The organism is Pseudomonas sp. Pseusp18 (assembly GCF_059506005.1).
The window spans coordinates 1,668,208-1,683,970 of the sequence record NZ_CP169240.1 but is presented as its reverse complement, the minus strand read 5'-3'; the positions used below and the strand labels follow the sequence as shown (position 1 = coordinate 1,683,970).

Below are 15,763 nucleotides of genomic sequence, written 5' to 3'. Positions count from 1 at the left end.
AGGTGCGTCGCGATCACTCTAGACTCAAATGACAGAGTAGATACTGCTTAGTTCTATACCGCTGGATCTTCCAGATTTCCGGCGCGAAATTTCATTGCCAGCGCGATCAATGGCACATAAGCCAAAATGACTCCCAAAGCGCCATCCAGACCAAAACGTGTCACGCACAAGGCTATCGGCAACAGCCAGAACAAATTGATCACGCCAACAGCGATGGTTACCGGTAAATGCTTGCGAAAACGACGTGAGGCGAACTGGTAGGCGTGGCTGCGGTGGGCTTCATAGACTTTGTCTCCTCTTAACAGGCGGCGAAACAGAGTGAATGTTGCATCAACGATGAACACCCCTAGCAAAATGAGCCAAGCCCATAGCATCGGCGCACTCACCCATGCTGCCTGCAGAGACAGCCCACCCAGCACAATGCCGAGAAATCCACTGCCGGCATCGCCCATGAAAATCTTCGCGGGTGGGAAATTCCAATAAAGGAAACCTGCCACAGAAGCGGCGAGAAACAATGTTCCCCACATCAGACTTTCCAGACCTGCCAACCAATACAGCAGACAGGCCCCCAGGCAGGCACTAATGGCTTCTACGCTGGCAATGCCATCGATTCCGTCCATGAAATTGTAGAGATTGAGTAACCACACCAGATAAAAAGCGGCCAGCACATGACCTGCCCAGCCCATATCGACATGGGCGCCAAACAATTCGACGGGGGGTAGCCCCCCCATCCAGCCCAGCAGCCAGACTGCCGCTGCAAAATGCCCCAACAAACGCCAACGTGCGGCGATATGTCCGTGGTCGTCCATAAAGCCAATCAACGCTACCGAGAGCCCTGCCCCTGCACTCGCGACAAAGGCAGATGGTGTAATCAGTCCTGCGGCGTACAGAAACATCAACGACACAATGAAAGCGACGACAATTGCGACGCCACCACCACGCGGTGTTGCAACAACGTGAGAGCTACGGGCGTTCGGAACATCCATCAAACTTCGAGAAATCGCGTACTTGCGTAACGCCGCCGTCAGCAAAAAGGAAATACAGACAGCCACCGGAATAAACCACGCATAACTCATTTTTGGCGAGACTCCAGAAAATGCTGTGCCGTCAATTTCAATCCATCATCCAGACTTGCTGGTGGACACCAGCCCAGCAACTCCTTGTTTTTCTGGATATCAACCTGCAATGAGCCGAAAAGCCGTTGAGCCACCGCGCGCCGTCCCAATAAGCCAGCCAGGAACACCAACGCCCCTGAAGGAATGGGGACAAGCCAGGTTCTCGCCCCCAAACAGGTGACAAGGCGCCGCATCAGCTGGGTCGTCGAAACATCACTATCATCGCTTGCCAGAAAGACCTGATTCGCTGCGCGGGGATGATCGACACACGTATTGATCAGATCAACGACATTCTCCAGTGACACAAGGCTTCGGTGATTGTTCACTGCCCCGAATGGTAGTGGAATGCCTTTGATCAACCATCGCATCATTTGCTGAAAGTTCGCACCTACACCTGCACCGTAAATAAGTACTGGACGGATAATTACAACTTCAATGGCTCCTGCATTGGCCAGTTGCATGAGTTGTTGTTCTGCTTCGCACTTGGAAATCGCATAGGAATCCAAAGGCAATGGAATATCATCTGCCGAGAACGCACGTCCTGGCGCAGTACTTTCCCCATTAACCTTGATAGAACTGATAAAGATAAATCTTTTAACACCAGACTGTATGGCCTGGCGCGCCAGATTTAGTGTCCCTTCTACATTGATCGCACGAAACTTTTCCAGTGATTGTTCCGGGTCCTCATGCATCACGTGCACCCGGGCCGCCGAATGCACAACCACATCCACACCAGAGAGAGACTGAGCCCAGTTGGTGGCTCGATCTATATTCGATATATAAATTTTTTCTACTTCGTCAGGTAACTTGCTATTCAAATTTCTGAGCGGAGCCACAACCGATGTTTCCGGCAAAGTGCAGAAACGCCTCACCAGCGCGCCTCCCAGAAACCCTGTCGCACCGGTCACGAGTATTTTTTTTGACATTTCAAACCGATTCAAAAAATTGATAGCAATGGAATAATCTACCACGAAAATGCTTCATTTTGAGCGTTGAATTGGCGTGTTAGAGCCCTGCCCTCCTTCTGACCGCTTGGCCTCTGGTCCGTAGATGAGGAAATACAATCGGATTCAAGGCGAATTTCCATCACACAGGTTGGAGCAAACACCCGAGAGAGATAGAATCCCACCAATTTTGACCAAAAGCTCTATGAGTAGAGCCCGAGGCGCCTCGCCAAGATGAATGGCGTCAGCAAGCGATTCAAAATAAACACTAAATTCAACAGGCTAGGCCTCGAAGGGAGCACATCGATGCAGCAAATCAATAATCTCAGCGCGAAAATCGCCAAATACCGAGATCAGATCGATGCATCCATCCAACGCGTGGTGTCCAGCGGATGGGTTGTGCTGGGGCCCGAGGTCAAACGCTTTGAAGCGTCCTTTGCCCAATACCTGGGCGCCGACCACTGCATAACCGTCGCCAATGGCACCGATGCAATCGAATTGGCCCTCAAGGCTCTGGGTGTAGAAAAAGGTGACGTTGTCGCCACGGTTGCCAATGCCGGCATGTATACAACCACTTCTGTTCTGTCCATCGGTGCCGTACCCACCTTCATGGACGTCGATCTCGAAACCCAGGTCGTGACCCTCGCGGAAGTGAAACGCGCCGTGGAATCGGGAGCCAAAGCTGTCGTCGTGACGCATCTTTATGGCCTGGCCATCCCGGAGATCCAGGAGATTGCAGTTTTCTGTGCAAACAAAGGCATTGTGCTCCTGGAAGATTGCGCACAAGCACACGGTGCCAGCATGCATGGCAAACGCGTAGGTACATTCGGGGACGCCTCGAGCTTCAGTTTCTACCCGACAAAAAACCTCGGAGCCCTGGGCGACGGTGGCGCAGTCGTCACCAACTCGGCTGAGATTGCGCAACGAGTCGCACAGTTGCGTCAATACGGATGGTCCTCCAAATATTGCGTAGAGTTGGGCGGAGCCAGAAACAGTCGCCTGGACGAAATGCAAGCAGCCATTCTCTCCGAGTTTCTGCCCCATCTTGATCAGGGCAATGCGCGACGTCATGAGATTGCCGAACGTTATCGCAACGAAATCAATCAACCCGACATTGTTCATCCGCAAGGAACAAGTGATGCCTGGGTTGCTCACCTGTATGTCATCAAGAGCCAGAAACGTGATGCGCTGCAGCAACATCTGCGTAGCCTGGAAATCGCGTCTGAGGTTCACTACCCGATTCCTGACTACAAACAACCTGTATTCAAGAATGTGAACGCTGACTGCCACCTGGCCAACACCGAGCGTTTGGCAAAAGAGATTCTGACACTGCCATGCTACCCAGAAATGGAAGAGCATGAAGTCAGTGCCGTGATCACAGCCGTCAATGGATGGGCGGCATGACCTACTCGATCATCATCCCGGTTTACAAAAACGCAGAATCCATTCCACGCTTGATTCAGGCACTCAGTGAAATCAACGAGAGCCTGAACAACGAGGTAGAGGCGGTTTTTGTCGTCGATGGCAGCCCGGATGCATCGTTTGAGTTGATTCAAAAAGAACTGCCAAACCTGCCTTTTGCAGCGCAGCTATTGGCCCATTCGAGGAATTTCGGTTCATTCCCAGCGATTCGAACGGGCCTCATGGCAGCAACCGGAAAATACTTCGGTGTCATGGCTGCCGACCTTCAGGAACCACCGGAGTTGCTGATCAGCTTCTTTCACTCACTTTCAAATAATGAGTGTGACGTTGCCATCGGTACCCGCAACGCCCGTAAAGACCCGCTTTTTAGCCGAATGGCCTCTTCAATGTTCTGGGGGCTTTACAGAAAGCTGGTCGTCCACGATATGCCCAAGGGCGGCGTAGATATCTTTGGCTGCAATAACGCGTTCAAAGAGCAACTTCTGAAGCTTGAAGAATCTCGCTCGTCATTGATCGCATTAATATTCTGGCTCGGTTTCAGAAGAAAATTCGTCGACTACGATCGCCAGGTTCGCCAGGAAGGCAAGTCAGCCTGGACGTTCAAGAAGAAGCTCGAATACATGATGGACAGCGTCTTCGCTTTCACTGACTACCCTATTCGTTTATTGGTCAAAATGGGCGCGATAGGCTCATTAGTGTCAGCGGCAATAGGCCTGATGGTCATCATTGCAAAAATTCACGGCACCATCGCAGTACCAGGCTACGCCGCCACTATGGTCGTGGTCCTGCTGCTGGGCACCTTGAATCTTCTGGGTCTGGGTCTTGTAGGTACCTATGCCTGGCGAGCGTATGAGAACACCAAACAGCGACCGTTGGCAGTCGTGAGCATACAGTTGAACAACCGAGAGCAAATCCGTCATGTCTAACCCGACGATCCACCCTAGCGCAGATGTCAAAAGTAACAACATCGGCCAAAACACACGTGTTTGGCAGTATGTTGTAGTTTTTCCTGAAGCGGTGATCGGCACGGATGTGAACATCTGCTCTCACTGCCTGATTGAAAATGATGTTGTTATCGGCGACAGAACGACGATCAAGTCGGGTGTTTATCTTTGGGATGGCCTGAGGGTTGGTAATGATGTGTTCATTGGCCCAAACGTCACCTTCACCAATGACAAGTTTCCACGCTCCAAGGTCTACCCGGAAGCATTTCTGCCAACCGTGATACACGACAAGGCCTCGATCGGCGGCGGCGCCGTCATCCTCCCTGGCGTCACCATCGGTATGGGGGCAATGGTTGGAGCGGGCGCAGTGGTCACCAAATCCGTGCCTCCGTATGCGATCGTGACAGGGTCACCGGCGCGGATTACCGGATATGTAGAGAATTCAGCGGCAAGCGACAACAGCGAAAAACCGAAACTCGTTGAAAATGCAAAGTCGCAAGAAGGAATTACAAGAGTTGGTGTGGGCGACGTCACCATACACAACTTCAAATACGTTGCGGACATGCGGGGCGATTTGTCAGTAGGCGAATTCGAAAAGGAAATCCCTTTTATTCCGAAGCGCTATTTCCTGGTGTTCAATGTACCCAACCAAAAAACCCGCGGTGAGCATGCTCATCACAACTGCCATCAGTTCCTCATCTGCGTGAAAGGGAGTTGCGCCGTCGTGGTAGATGATGGTCAAAACCGCGCGGAAGTAATGCTCGACGCACCGAACAAAGGGATTTATTTGCCACCTTTGATCTGGGGCATTCAGTACAAATATTCCGAAGATGCAGTACTGCTGGTATTCACTTCAGACTACTACGATTCGGCCGACTACATTCGAGACTATTCTGATTTTGTTAAAATAACGGGCTCAAAAAACTAGTGAGCATTACCATCTCTAAAGAAAATATACGTCGATGGGTATCGTTCCTGGCAGGAGGTTGTTTGAACACCCTCCTGACCTATGGAATCTATTTACTACTGAACATGCATATAAGCTATCAAAAATCTTACGTCATCGCTTACATAACCGGGATCCTATTCTCGTACCTGTTTAACGCACACATTGTTTTCAATGTGAAAAAATCATGGAAAGGCTTGATGGCCTATCCAATTGTGTATTTGCTCCAGTATATGTTATCCGCCTTAATGCTTAGCCTTATGGTGGAAAGGCTAGGAATACCCAAAGAAATAGCACCGCTTTTGATAATTGTACTGCTTCTGCCTGTAACCTACTTGCTTAGCAAAACAATACTTAAAGCTACAGATCAGCCCAAGGCAGGAATGGATCAGTAAAGCAAATGACAAACCTGACAAAGCAAAGCTTATCCCAAAATTTTTCCCCGTCGCGCTCTTGTATCGGGATAAAGTCTTGGATGGCGCACATCTTACCAGTTGCTATTTTGGTCTTGGCGTTGTGGGTACCGTACGGATTTTCGCTGATCGGCTTGATAGAAGAGTGGGGATTGCTAGGGTCGTTTACAACTCATGGACTGTTCTTTGTAACTGACACTACCAGCCCACTGGCTGCACATGCGCTACGCCCACTAACGATTCTTCCTCAAGCCATCGCTTACTATTTAGACCCCTATTCTTTCAAGTATTGGAATGTGCTCCTTGCACTCTCACTCTGCGTAAAAGGCTCAAGCCTGAGTTACATAATAAGCCATATTACCGGCTCATTAAAATGGGGAGTGATTGCAGGCCTGCTGATCATAATTTATCCAGCCGACACTATGCAATTATCGTTCAGAGCGCTCCACATAAACTGGGCGCTTAGTTCGGTACTGCTTGGAACCTCGATATTCATAGCCGCTTTGCAAGCGACATCGAGAATCACATCGTATTTATTGAGTATCGCGTCAGCAATACTATTACTGGCTTCCTGCGCGATGTATGAAGCGTCACTATTACTGACTGCACTACCACTTTTAACAATATTCATAAAATCAGATTTAAAATCAGTTATCCTCCAAGTACGCCAACACATATGGAAGCATCTGATTTGGTTTGTGGGTGCATTTTCGTACATTGCTTACGCTATCCATACGGCACCACTCGTTAACAGTTATCAGAGTGGTATCGCTGGCAGCACCAGTATTATTACCACGATCAGGCATGCACTTCCAAACCTGTTCTCGATAGGCTTGCTGAGAACAACCCTGGGGGGATGGTATGATGCAACAAGAATAACTGCCGCGGAGTTCAGCTCCTACTGGTATGCCATAAGCATAGTGCTTATATTATTTATCGCGTCTTTTCTTTTACTTTCCAATTACAGAAAAAGCCAGCCCGCAGAAGCCGATATTTACTCGCCAGTCATTATCCGCATGTTAATTGCTGGCGTCACTTTGGTACTGCTAGGGTATGCCCCTTTTCTACTCTCGGTATCACATCAAGCGATAAGCCAACGTACGTTCTTGTTCGCGACACCAGGCGGTGTGTTTGTGACGCTCGCCATACTTATTGGCATTGGCAAAGCCAGCAAAAATCTGGCAGCACTTGGCGTAGCCCTATTCGTTTTTATCGGCCTCTCAAGCCAACTATATCAATTCCACCACTATGTAAAAATATCGGATAGACAGCGCAATATTCTAAAGAATATCGTCGAAAATTTTGACGGTGAAACCAACAACAAAACACTAGTAATCGTCGACAAAACAAACCAGCTCAATAACACCTGGATGTTTATAAACGAAAACTTACAGGCCACTCTTAATTATATTTACGGGCATCCATTTAATTCAATGGAGGTATGCCGCGAAAATGGCAATGAGTGGCAGCATACCGACAGTGTTGGCCGAAAGGGAACCTGTGAAGAAACCGCTAATGAATGGACTTTTCATTACCCAACACCTATAAGTGGTCCAGGTTTCGAACCCACCAAAAGTTTGGAAGACAAAAAGTTAGCCAAATCTCAAGCCGTTACAATCATTGTAAATCCAGATGAAAACTCCGAGGCCAATACAAACCGCGCGAAAATGTTACGCAGTGACCAAAGCCGCACTGGCGCGATCTATCGTGGATTTATCGACAAACCTGACTATCATAATCGCCTGATTGGTTTCACCGACCAGAAATCCGATGAGCATTACTTTTGGGGATTTGGTAACTGGTGGAGTATGGAACTGCCAATAGCGGGCTCTGGTTGGCGCGAAGCTGAATGGAGTGTTAACAAATTTCAGCATAACGCCTCAGCATGGAAAACAAATAAACAGGCATTCCTCGATTTTAAGTTTTCACCTTCATCAGACCGTTATCAGCTGCGCGGAATGTTCGATGTAATCGTCAACCCGGCAATAAAAAAGAGCATGAAAATTGAAGTGAATGGTATCAACATCCCCTTTGAATGGAAGGACGACAACAGCTTTCAGGCTGAACTCGTCAAGAGCCAAATTCGAGACGGAATGAATACAGTCACTTTCATTAGTGACGTTGATGACAATTACTATGGGTTTTCGGGAAGACTTGACTGGATTGAGATAAAAAAATAGCACTAGACCAATACACTTCAGCCTCCTGCCCATCGTAAGTGATGCGCAGGAAGCATCGCGCTGTATTAACGCGACTCTCCTGCAGTATCTGGCTCGCCATCAGCGAGGCACAAAACTTTGGACAAAAGTTTCACAGGAGTCCAGTCTTCACACAGCAGTGGATGCAGATAATCAATCACGCCGGCCAAGTTGCCGGCGTTTTTAGTTACGTGCTAAATGAACACCGCCCCACAAGGGTTCGTCGCATAGCGCCCCATACGCCCCGACCCTCACCTACCAGATCACCGGCAATCTGGAGGATGCTTACCTGGTAATGTCGGGGTAAGAAGCTGCTCACTCATTAGTGAACATGAACAGCTTCCTTTCAATGCGCGTGCATCGCCATAAATTATTCCGCAGTAGTCACGCTACTGCTACGGTCGATTTCTTTTTGCTAAACAATTGCTTGATCGACTTCTGAAGCGGTCTCTCAATAGACAAATGCAACCCAATAGAAATACATGTAACAATCAGCAGAAAAATTGCCAAATGCAGTACTTGATAAATAAGCGATCCCGAAGGATGCGCAGTATATAGTGGGCGCAAGATGGCATGTATTAGATAGAACGCAAATGATGACTCCCCCAACAGTATCATTCTTTTGCCAGAAAACGCCGCCGACACTTTAGATTTTTGATCTATCGCAACTCCCAGGATCACGATAGTGAACAGCGCCGCATAAGCTGCATCCCAGCTAAACGCGGACAAAAAGTTCTTGCTCCATCCCATAAGCACCAGTATCAATAACAATGACGCCGCAACCGCCCTGCTCCAGGTCCGTTGTACTTTGTTGGTCGCTACAAAATGACGCTTGTAATAGATGGCTGCGGCGATACCTAAACAGAAGTCAAATATCCTGGTAGCCGGCATGCGGTATAACCATCTGTGCGCGGAGTCAGGGTTTATTGACGTCAGCTCCGCTCGCCCCGGCATGGAGAAATAGGCTGCAAGACAAAGTTGAGCAGCAAAAGAAAACAGTGCAAAAATCAATAACCTGTTGCGCGACTTTATAACATTTAACTTACTCAGCACCGGTATAAGCAATGGAAATGTTAGATAGAGGAATACTTCAACACTAACACTCCATGCCGGCCCGTTGATCCCAAACGAAAAATAAACATCACTACTCCAGGCTTGCACCCCGACAAGATATGGGAGCAAAGGCGTTTCTAGTCCCGAGTTCATCCAGGGATAAATTATGCAGAGCGCATAAAGAGGATAAATCCGGGCAAACCTGGACACAATGTATTGGTAAGTATTTTTTATAGGATCCGATTCAAATCTATCAAGATAGTTATAAGCAATAATAAAACCAGAAAGTACAAAGAAAAACGTCACACCGCTATAACCTGAGCCTTGGACCCGTAAAGCCCATCCGTTAAGACCCGGAATATTATAGTGTGAAAAAAATACCATTAAGGCTGCAGCAAACCTAAGTCCGGTTAGGGCAGGTATCGCACCTGAACGGTCGGATGAAATCGGCATCATGCACTCCCAAATTTTGAAAAATCTCATCAGAAGTCTGGGCAACAGAATGTAATCGAGTTGCCCACTACTCCTTCCTCTTGCTTACCGTAGCCTCGCAGTTTCACTAGGAGAGCGGTTTTGTATACCGGCGCACTGAGCGACCACCTTAGTTAATAGCTCATCAGTCTTCCGAAAACCCCGACCACGCGTTAATTCAATCTGCTTTCGTTCAACGGCTCAGATGTTTTTGAAAAGGCTGTACGCAACGAAGAATCGCGGTACTTACTCAAGAATATTTTTCCTGCACGCAGCCCATACCGCTCCACACTTTTATGCATAGCGAAACAGACTAAAAACAATACAACCAAAATCTGGGCTTTTGCGGGAATAAAAACCAGACCTAAATAATCCACCAAGGAGGATATATAACCCCAAAGCCAATTATGAAATAAGTAAACCGCGAATGTCATGTTGGAAATCATACGTATCAAGGGCCCATCTTCAATTCTCAGTCGCAAGCTCCATCCTAATAGAAAAATCATGACAGCATAGAGCCCATAATTAAACTCTTTCCAGTTAGGTTGATACTTGGCGACCATAAAGAGGAAACAGCCAAACAAAACACAAAACGCACCGATGCATAGATTTTTTTTGGCGCTTCCGGTTTCCCAAAGATAAACACAAGCGCCCATAAACAGAAACGTTGAGTAAATCGTTTGGTAGGCCAAGGGAAGATTTGCGGCACTAGGAAAAGGCGGTAGTAAAACAATCGCAGCAACAAGAGCAATAAAAACAATAGGTAAATAGTTCTGGCGTCTGAACAGGCCTAATGCCTTGACGATGGCCATAACTATATAGAAAGCAATCTCTAGCCTGAGAGTCCACTCGACCCCGCCAAGAGCCAAAGGAGTTCCAAAAAAATCGCCGATCAAAAGAAGTCGTGGCACCCATACTGAAAAAGGGGGAAATGCGACGCCTCTAAGGTAGTGATCGAATAAACCCTCCATTAATACCGCTACGATAAAAAGCGGATAGATCCTGAAAAATCTTTTTAGCAAGAACTCAAGCGTCGATTCCGATTGCAGCACGTGAGTGATGATATATCCAGATGTCAGAAAAAAAACAACGACACCAGCACCACCGCCATAGCACAACGGAAGGATTGCCTGTGCGAAATACCGGACAGTTACATGCAACGCCTCATTAGTAGAAGCAAAAGCCAGTGAGTCATACATCTTGTGAGCAATAAGCACACTGATAAATGCAAATATTCGCATTACATCGAGAAAAACGATTCTATCGATGATTCTGTTAGCCATTTTTTGACCGCACATAAAGGAATTGAAGACCGATGACCGAGGGAGTCATTGCGACAACGGGCATTCTACAAGCCTTGATTGTCACTGTCAGGTTTCGTACACACCGATTTGAAAGAAACCACCAGCAATGGCACCTCGTTCATCGGCGACGATTTCGACAGCCTAAAAATCAATTGTCGATAGCTGATCATCCCCTTAAGATGCCTGCCTGATCGGGATCGGTTACGCCTGTACTTTGTCGCAGTCCCCGAAAAATGAGCTTGCTCAGGTCTTCTACCAACACTATGAAGCATGGACACCGAAGGGATTATATTTCCAGAATGTTACGCATCGATAAAAGCTCTTCAGTGAGTACATCACCCCCACAGAGTTATCATCCTGTCTACCGACCCGATATCGATGGCTTAAGAGCTTTTGCGATCCTCGCCGTAGTCATTTTCCATGCCTTCCCTACCCTTCTTACAGGTGGATTTGTTGGAGTCGACGTTTTTTTTGTAATTTCCGGCTATCTTATCTCAAGCATTATTTTCAAGAATCTGGAAAGCGGTACGTTCAGTTTTTATGACTTTTACAGACGTCGAGTACGCCGAATATTTCCTGCGTTGCTTCTAGTATTAGCTACGACATTCGCGTTTGGCTGGATAATACTGCTGGCAACTGAGTTCCAACAGCTAAACAAACATATAGCCGCCGGACTTGGTTTCGTCCAGAACATTATTTTATTTCAAGAGTCCGGCTATTTTGACGTCAGCTCTGAGCTAAAACCGCTCACGCACTTGTGGTCGCTTGGCGTAGAGGAACAGTTTTATCTAGCTTTTCCAATTATCTCGCTATTCATATGGCGCTGGAACCTAAACGCTCTGATAATTATTGCGCTGATGCTACTGGCATCTCTGTACTGCAATATCGTCGAAGTTACAACTAATTCCTCTGCCGCGTTTTTCTTACCGCAATACCGTTTCTGGGAACTGCTATGCGGCAGCGTGCTAGCCTACATCATTGTAGTAAGAAAGCCCGCCCCTTCATCTTTAATAATTCCTCATTTCACCTCGATTTCCGGCCTTGGGCTATTGATAGCATCCGTTGTATTAATTAATAAAGGCCTTCAGTTTCCAGGGTATTGGGCAATCCCTCCAGTGTTGGGATCTGTGCTAATCATCGCCTCAGGCCCTAAGGCCGTGATCAACAAGTATATTTTTAACAACCGAATTGCTGTTTGGATCGGCCTTATCAGTTACCCGCTATATCTGTGGCATTGGCCGCTGCTTACCTTCGCTAGAATTATCGAATCTGAAGTACCAAGTCCACAAACAAGAACAGTCGTTATTCTGGCAAGCGTAGGACTTGCATGGGCGACCTATCGATTCGTCGAAAAGCCGTTCAGAGCAAAATCCAACCCGAGAGTAGTTTTTAATGGACTAATAGTTACCGCAATTGCTTTCGCTTCTATTGCCACATTAACCGTTGTCAACGGTGGCTTTCCATTCCGACAAAAAGACCGCGAAGAATTTGCGCAATCATTCGCAAACACAGCCCCTGACTGGAATTACTTCACAAACAACGAGACGGCTGCCCGCTTCCGGATGGACTGCGACTTTTATGATACAAAGAGTTTTTTTAAAGGAAAAGCCACCAATATTCCCGCAAGTAGTATAGCCCCGAGTTGTTACACACCTACTGCGAACAAAAAAATTCTCTTATGGGGCGACTCACATGTTCAGCAACTTAACTATGGTCTTCAGCATACACTACCGGACAGCGTTTCGATTCTCCAGGTAGCCAGTTCAGGATGTTTCCCCAATCTTCCGGACAAGTTCCAAACTGAAGCCGAGTACTGCCGAGTATCCAACCAGACAGCACTCGACGTTATAAAGAGAGAAGCGCCCCAAGTAGTTATTATTGCGCAGATCACAGGGCATGATACCGTGAACGACTATACCGCGATGACAAAACTACTGAAAAGTTATGGCGTGTCCCACATTGTTATCGCAGGTCCGGTTCCCAAGTATCAGGCGAGCCTCTATCAGATCATTACAAGGAAGTATTGGTTGTACACTCCAAGGCGTATCATTGACGATGTGGACAGCTCCGTATTCGAAGTGGATGCATCCCTTAAAGCAAAGTACGGAAATGGTCAAGGTGGCTTTGAATACTTTTCAATGACTGATCTATTTTGCAATAAAGACGGATGCATCACCTATTTAGGAAACGATCGCAAGAGCGGATTGGTAACCTTCGATGCAACACACTTGACCTCAATTGCATCGGTCTACGTCGCTAAAACCGCGCTGACAGAGGTTATTCTTAAAGATCTCAAGATGAATCCATAAAGAAAATGTAACTTCGGCCAAATCCAGGCTGATAAATAAAAATGCTTTTGGAGCCGACATAACAAGATTAATCGGCTCCATAAGTAAAATCATTCACACTTCCCAAAAACCGGGTATCAGCAGTCAGGGCAACTCATATGAAATGCAAGCCATTGCTGCGCTTGTGATCCCCAGAGACACCGAAGAGAGAAACAGAAAGACCAACGAAAGGATCAGCCAATGCTGGCAGATTGTGGCTTTGAATGCTCCCCATTCGAACCGGGTAATAACCGCGCCAAACAACACCAGGTAAACCGGCATAAAGAATCGTGTCTCTACCGCTCCAGGCAAGATAGCCAACACCGGCAGAAGAATGGGGGCTAGGTAAGCCGCCTCAATCCATCGTTTTTCCTTACGCAACCAATAAATCAACACACAGAAAAACAACAGACAAAAGCAAAGAAACGATACAACACTTTTGTTTGTGGATGACTTCTCGGCATAAACAATGCCATCACGCACATCCAAACCATTAACAAGGTGCCGGCCATAAATACCTAAAAATTGCATCGGATGTCTTAGAACCATGGAAAGATAGCCGCGCATATTAGGCTCAGAGAACGATGACGCATCAAGATCCCGAAGGGCGACACCTGCAGGATCACGATAATAAAGACTCGGCGCTGGACTGTCTTTACCTGCATAGGTCTCATAACGCTGGACTACGACTCCCCAATAGAGCTGCTGGGCCATCAGTGGTTTTCCTTTCACCATGGCAATCACTAATGGTGTAGCAGTCCCATGTATACGCTTGTTAATCAACATCTGGGGCGTAGCAACGATTACTGCGCCGAATAAGAAAACAAGCATTCCAAAGACGCGCAAACGCCAAGGTTTACCTCGCATAAACACGAATAAAACAACGAAAAAAAGCGCCATTGCTGCGAACAAATAAATTGTCCGAACATTATAGGCTGCGCTGACAGCGGCTCCGGATAGAAATAACCAGCCTAACCAATATTTTGAGTTCGCGCGGCTCGCCAGTATCACACTAATGATGAGTATAAGTAGTGCGGGCAAATCAGACAATGGAAACAAGAATAAACCAGGAAACAGCAAGAATGTGAGCAATGCAAAGGCTGTCCGTCGCGCGAAGGACAGTTTACCGCCAAAGGTCTTCAAGAAAAAATCAGCAATAGGGCCTGTTAGCAAATAAGCATAAACAGCAGAAGATACGAACTGAAAAACCACTCTACCGTTATCACCGACCATATCAGCAAGTGCGTGAACCGGCATCAGTACAAGTGGATAAAAATATCCACGAGCCACTTCGGGAAAATTGACTATAACTGAAGGCGAACTAAGCCCCCAGTACAAACTCGAATCAAAAGGATAGAAGGAGATATCCATGACCCGATGAACTAAAAAAGTCAGCAAGAACACGGTAAAGCAAGAAAAGACCCGCTGCCGGCGCTGAAGCAACCCCAATAAATCCATAATATTCTCTACGCCTGGTTTTTAACGCGCTATTTTTGTCATTTTCCGAGCACAACATAGACGCTACGTTCTAAGTTATATCTCGGCTTTCAATATTCATTACTTCAAAAGCGAGTGATATATTTCACTGTAGGACTTAACCATATCATCGGCCTTGAAATACTCTTCATAACGTTTTAGAGCATTCTCTCCCATTTTGGCGGCCCCATAGGGGTCATCCCACAACTTCTTCATAGCGCTTGCGAGAGACACACTGTCTCCCGGGAGTGCCACACAGCCCGTTTGACCTTCGATATTGATGTACGTCGTACCTGTTCCGATTTCACAGGAAATCAGTGGTTTTCCATACATCGCTCCTTCGAGAAGGGTAATCCCGAAAGCTTCGGACCTGAGGTGAGAGGGAAATACCAACGCGAAACACAGACTCATCAATGCAGCCTTATCGCTGTCAGGTAAGGCACCGACAAAAAAGACATTCTCCAGCTTTGCATCTTTAGCCTTCTGTTTCAGTGCCGCTTCCATGGGACCTTTACCCATGATCACGACAGGCAGCTTTGTCTGCTGTGCCGCCTCCAGAAGAAAATCAAGGCCCTTGTAATAACGAAGCGCGCCTACGAAAAGGAAGAAGCGCTCACCCAACGCCTCACGCCAATGAGCCTTCGATGCATCAGTAACCTCAGGGTATGTATTGCGATCTATACCAATGGGGATGACCTTAACCTTATCTACATACTTCCCCAGCGTTTCGCTGCTTGCAACATAGTTAGGTGACGAAGCAACGATTACGTCCACATTTCGAAGAAACGCGTGCAGGAGCGGATTATAGAGTCGAAGCAACGACTGCTGTTTCACGATATCCGAGTGATAAGTGACAACGGTTGGCTTCTTGATTCTGGTTAGAAAGTGCACCATATCCATAAATGGCCACGGAAAGTGGTAGTGGATAATATCTGCCTGTTTTGCCAGCTCGAAGAAATCCTTGATCGCCCCGATTGAAAACCCGGTTGAGGCCACTTGAAAATTCTCATACGACCGGTGGGTCATATGATGTCCGAGCCGTTCATTGCGCATCGCGCCACGTGGACTAAGATAAAGGACTTCAGACTCGATACCGTGCTGTCTCCCCCCTTCAGCGAGCTGAAAGATAACCTGCTCTACACCACCCATG

General features: G+C 47.3%; 12 protein-coding genes. 6 read left to right on the top strand and 6 right to left on the bottom strand.

Annotated features, from left to right (window positions below; translation table 11 throughout):
- Window positions 1-53 precede the first annotated feature (53 nt).
- Together ACEN9A_RS07450 and ACEN9A_RS07445 are read right to left on the bottom strand one after the other, a co-directional pair.
- On the bottom strand, window positions 54-1,076 hold the full coding sequence (locus ACEN9A_RS07450; RefSeq protein WP_019650521.1) for an MraY family glycosyltransferase: 1,023 nt from the start codon (window positions 1,074-1,076) through the stop codon (window positions 54-56).
- A complete protein-coding gene (locus ACEN9A_RS07445; RefSeq protein WP_258672867.1) occupies window positions 1,073-2,086 on the bottom strand; it encodes a UDP-glucose 4-epimerase family protein in 1,014 nt (337 codons plus the stop codon). The genes ACEN9A_RS07450 and ACEN9A_RS07445 overlap by 4 nt, the downstream gene beginning before the upstream one ends.
- A 279-nt stretch (window positions 2,087-2,365) precedes the next feature.
- Here ACEN9A_RS07445 and ACEN9A_RS07440 point away from each other — a divergent pair, with 279 nt between their 5' ends.
- From ACEN9A_RS07440 to ACEN9A_RS07420, 5 genes are read left to right on the top strand one after another with little or no spacing between them, the layout of a single operon-like run.
- On the top strand, window positions 2,366-3,463 hold the full coding sequence (locus ACEN9A_RS07440; RefSeq protein ID WP_258672866.1) for a DegT/DnrJ/EryC1/StrS family aminotransferase: 1,098 nt from the start codon (window positions 2,366-2,368) through the stop codon (window positions 3,461-3,463).
- Window positions 3,460-4,407, top strand: a complete 948-nt coding sequence (locus tag ACEN9A_RS07435; RefSeq protein WP_018929828.1) for a glycosyltransferase family 2 protein — start codon at window positions 3,460-3,462, stop codon at window positions 4,405-4,407. The genes ACEN9A_RS07440 and ACEN9A_RS07435 overlap by 4 nt, the downstream gene beginning before the upstream one ends.
- Window positions 4,400-5,353, top strand: a complete 954-nt coding sequence (locus tag ACEN9A_RS07430) for a WxcM-like domain-containing protein (RefSeq protein WP_309475232.1) — start codon at window positions 4,400-4,402, stop codon at window positions 5,351-5,353. Before ACEN9A_RS07435 ends, ACEN9A_RS07430 begins: the two co-directional genes overlap by 8 nt.
- Window positions 5,353-5,766, top strand: a complete 414-nt coding sequence (locus tag ACEN9A_RS07425) for a GtrA family protein (RefSeq protein ID WP_258672865.1) — start codon at window positions 5,353-5,355, stop codon at window positions 5,764-5,766. The genes ACEN9A_RS07430 and ACEN9A_RS07425 overlap by 1 nt, the downstream gene beginning before the upstream one ends.
- Before the next feature lie 5 nt (window positions 5,767-5,771).
- Complete coding sequence (locus ACEN9A_RS07420) at window positions 5,772-7,964, top strand: glucosyltransferase domain-containing protein (RefSeq protein ID WP_258672864.1); 2,193 nt, start codon at window positions 5,772-5,774, stop codon at window positions 7,962-7,964.
- Window positions 7,965-8,366: 402 nt separating this feature from the next.
- On the opposite strand, the gene ACEN9A_RS07415 is transcribed toward ACEN9A_RS07420, so the two are convergent.
- Window positions 8,367-9,488 carry an acyltransferase family protein gene (locus ACEN9A_RS07415; RefSeq protein ID WP_258672863.1) on the bottom strand — a complete coding sequence of 374 codons (1,122 nt, stop codon included), beginning with the start codon at window positions 9,486-9,488 and terminating at the stop codon, window positions 8,367-8,369.
- A gap of 191 nt (window positions 9,489-9,679) precedes the next feature.
- On the bottom strand, window positions 9,680-10,789 hold the full coding sequence (locus ACEN9A_RS07410; protein ID WP_258672861.1) for an acyltransferase family protein: 1,110 nt from the start codon (window positions 10,787-10,789) through the stop codon (window positions 9,680-9,682).
- 320 nt (window positions 10,790-11,109) lie between these two features.
- On the opposite strand from ACEN9A_RS07410, the gene ACEN9A_RS07405 reads away from it, so the two are divergent.
- Window positions 11,110-13,119: an acyltransferase family protein gene (locus ACEN9A_RS07405; protein ID WP_258672860.1), complete on the top strand. Its 2,010-nt coding sequence runs from the start codon at window positions 11,110-11,112 to the stop codon at window positions 13,117-13,119.
- 123 nt (window positions 13,120-13,242) lie between these two features.
- Here the strand turns inward: ACEN9A_RS07405 and ACEN9A_RS07400 are convergent, their stop codons facing one another.
- Both ACEN9A_RS07400 and ACEN9A_RS07395 read right to left on the bottom strand, forming a co-directional pair.
- Complete coding sequence (locus ACEN9A_RS07400; protein WP_258672859.1) at window positions 13,243-14,595, bottom strand: hypothetical protein; 1,353 nt, start codon at window positions 14,593-14,595, stop codon at window positions 13,243-13,245.
- 99 nt (window positions 14,596-14,694) lie between these two features.
- A complete protein-coding gene (locus tag ACEN9A_RS07395) occupies window positions 14,695-15,762 on the bottom strand; it encodes a glycosyltransferase family 4 protein (protein ID WP_050563968.1) in 1,068 nt (355 codons plus the stop codon).
- Window position 15,763 lies beyond the last annotated feature (1 nt).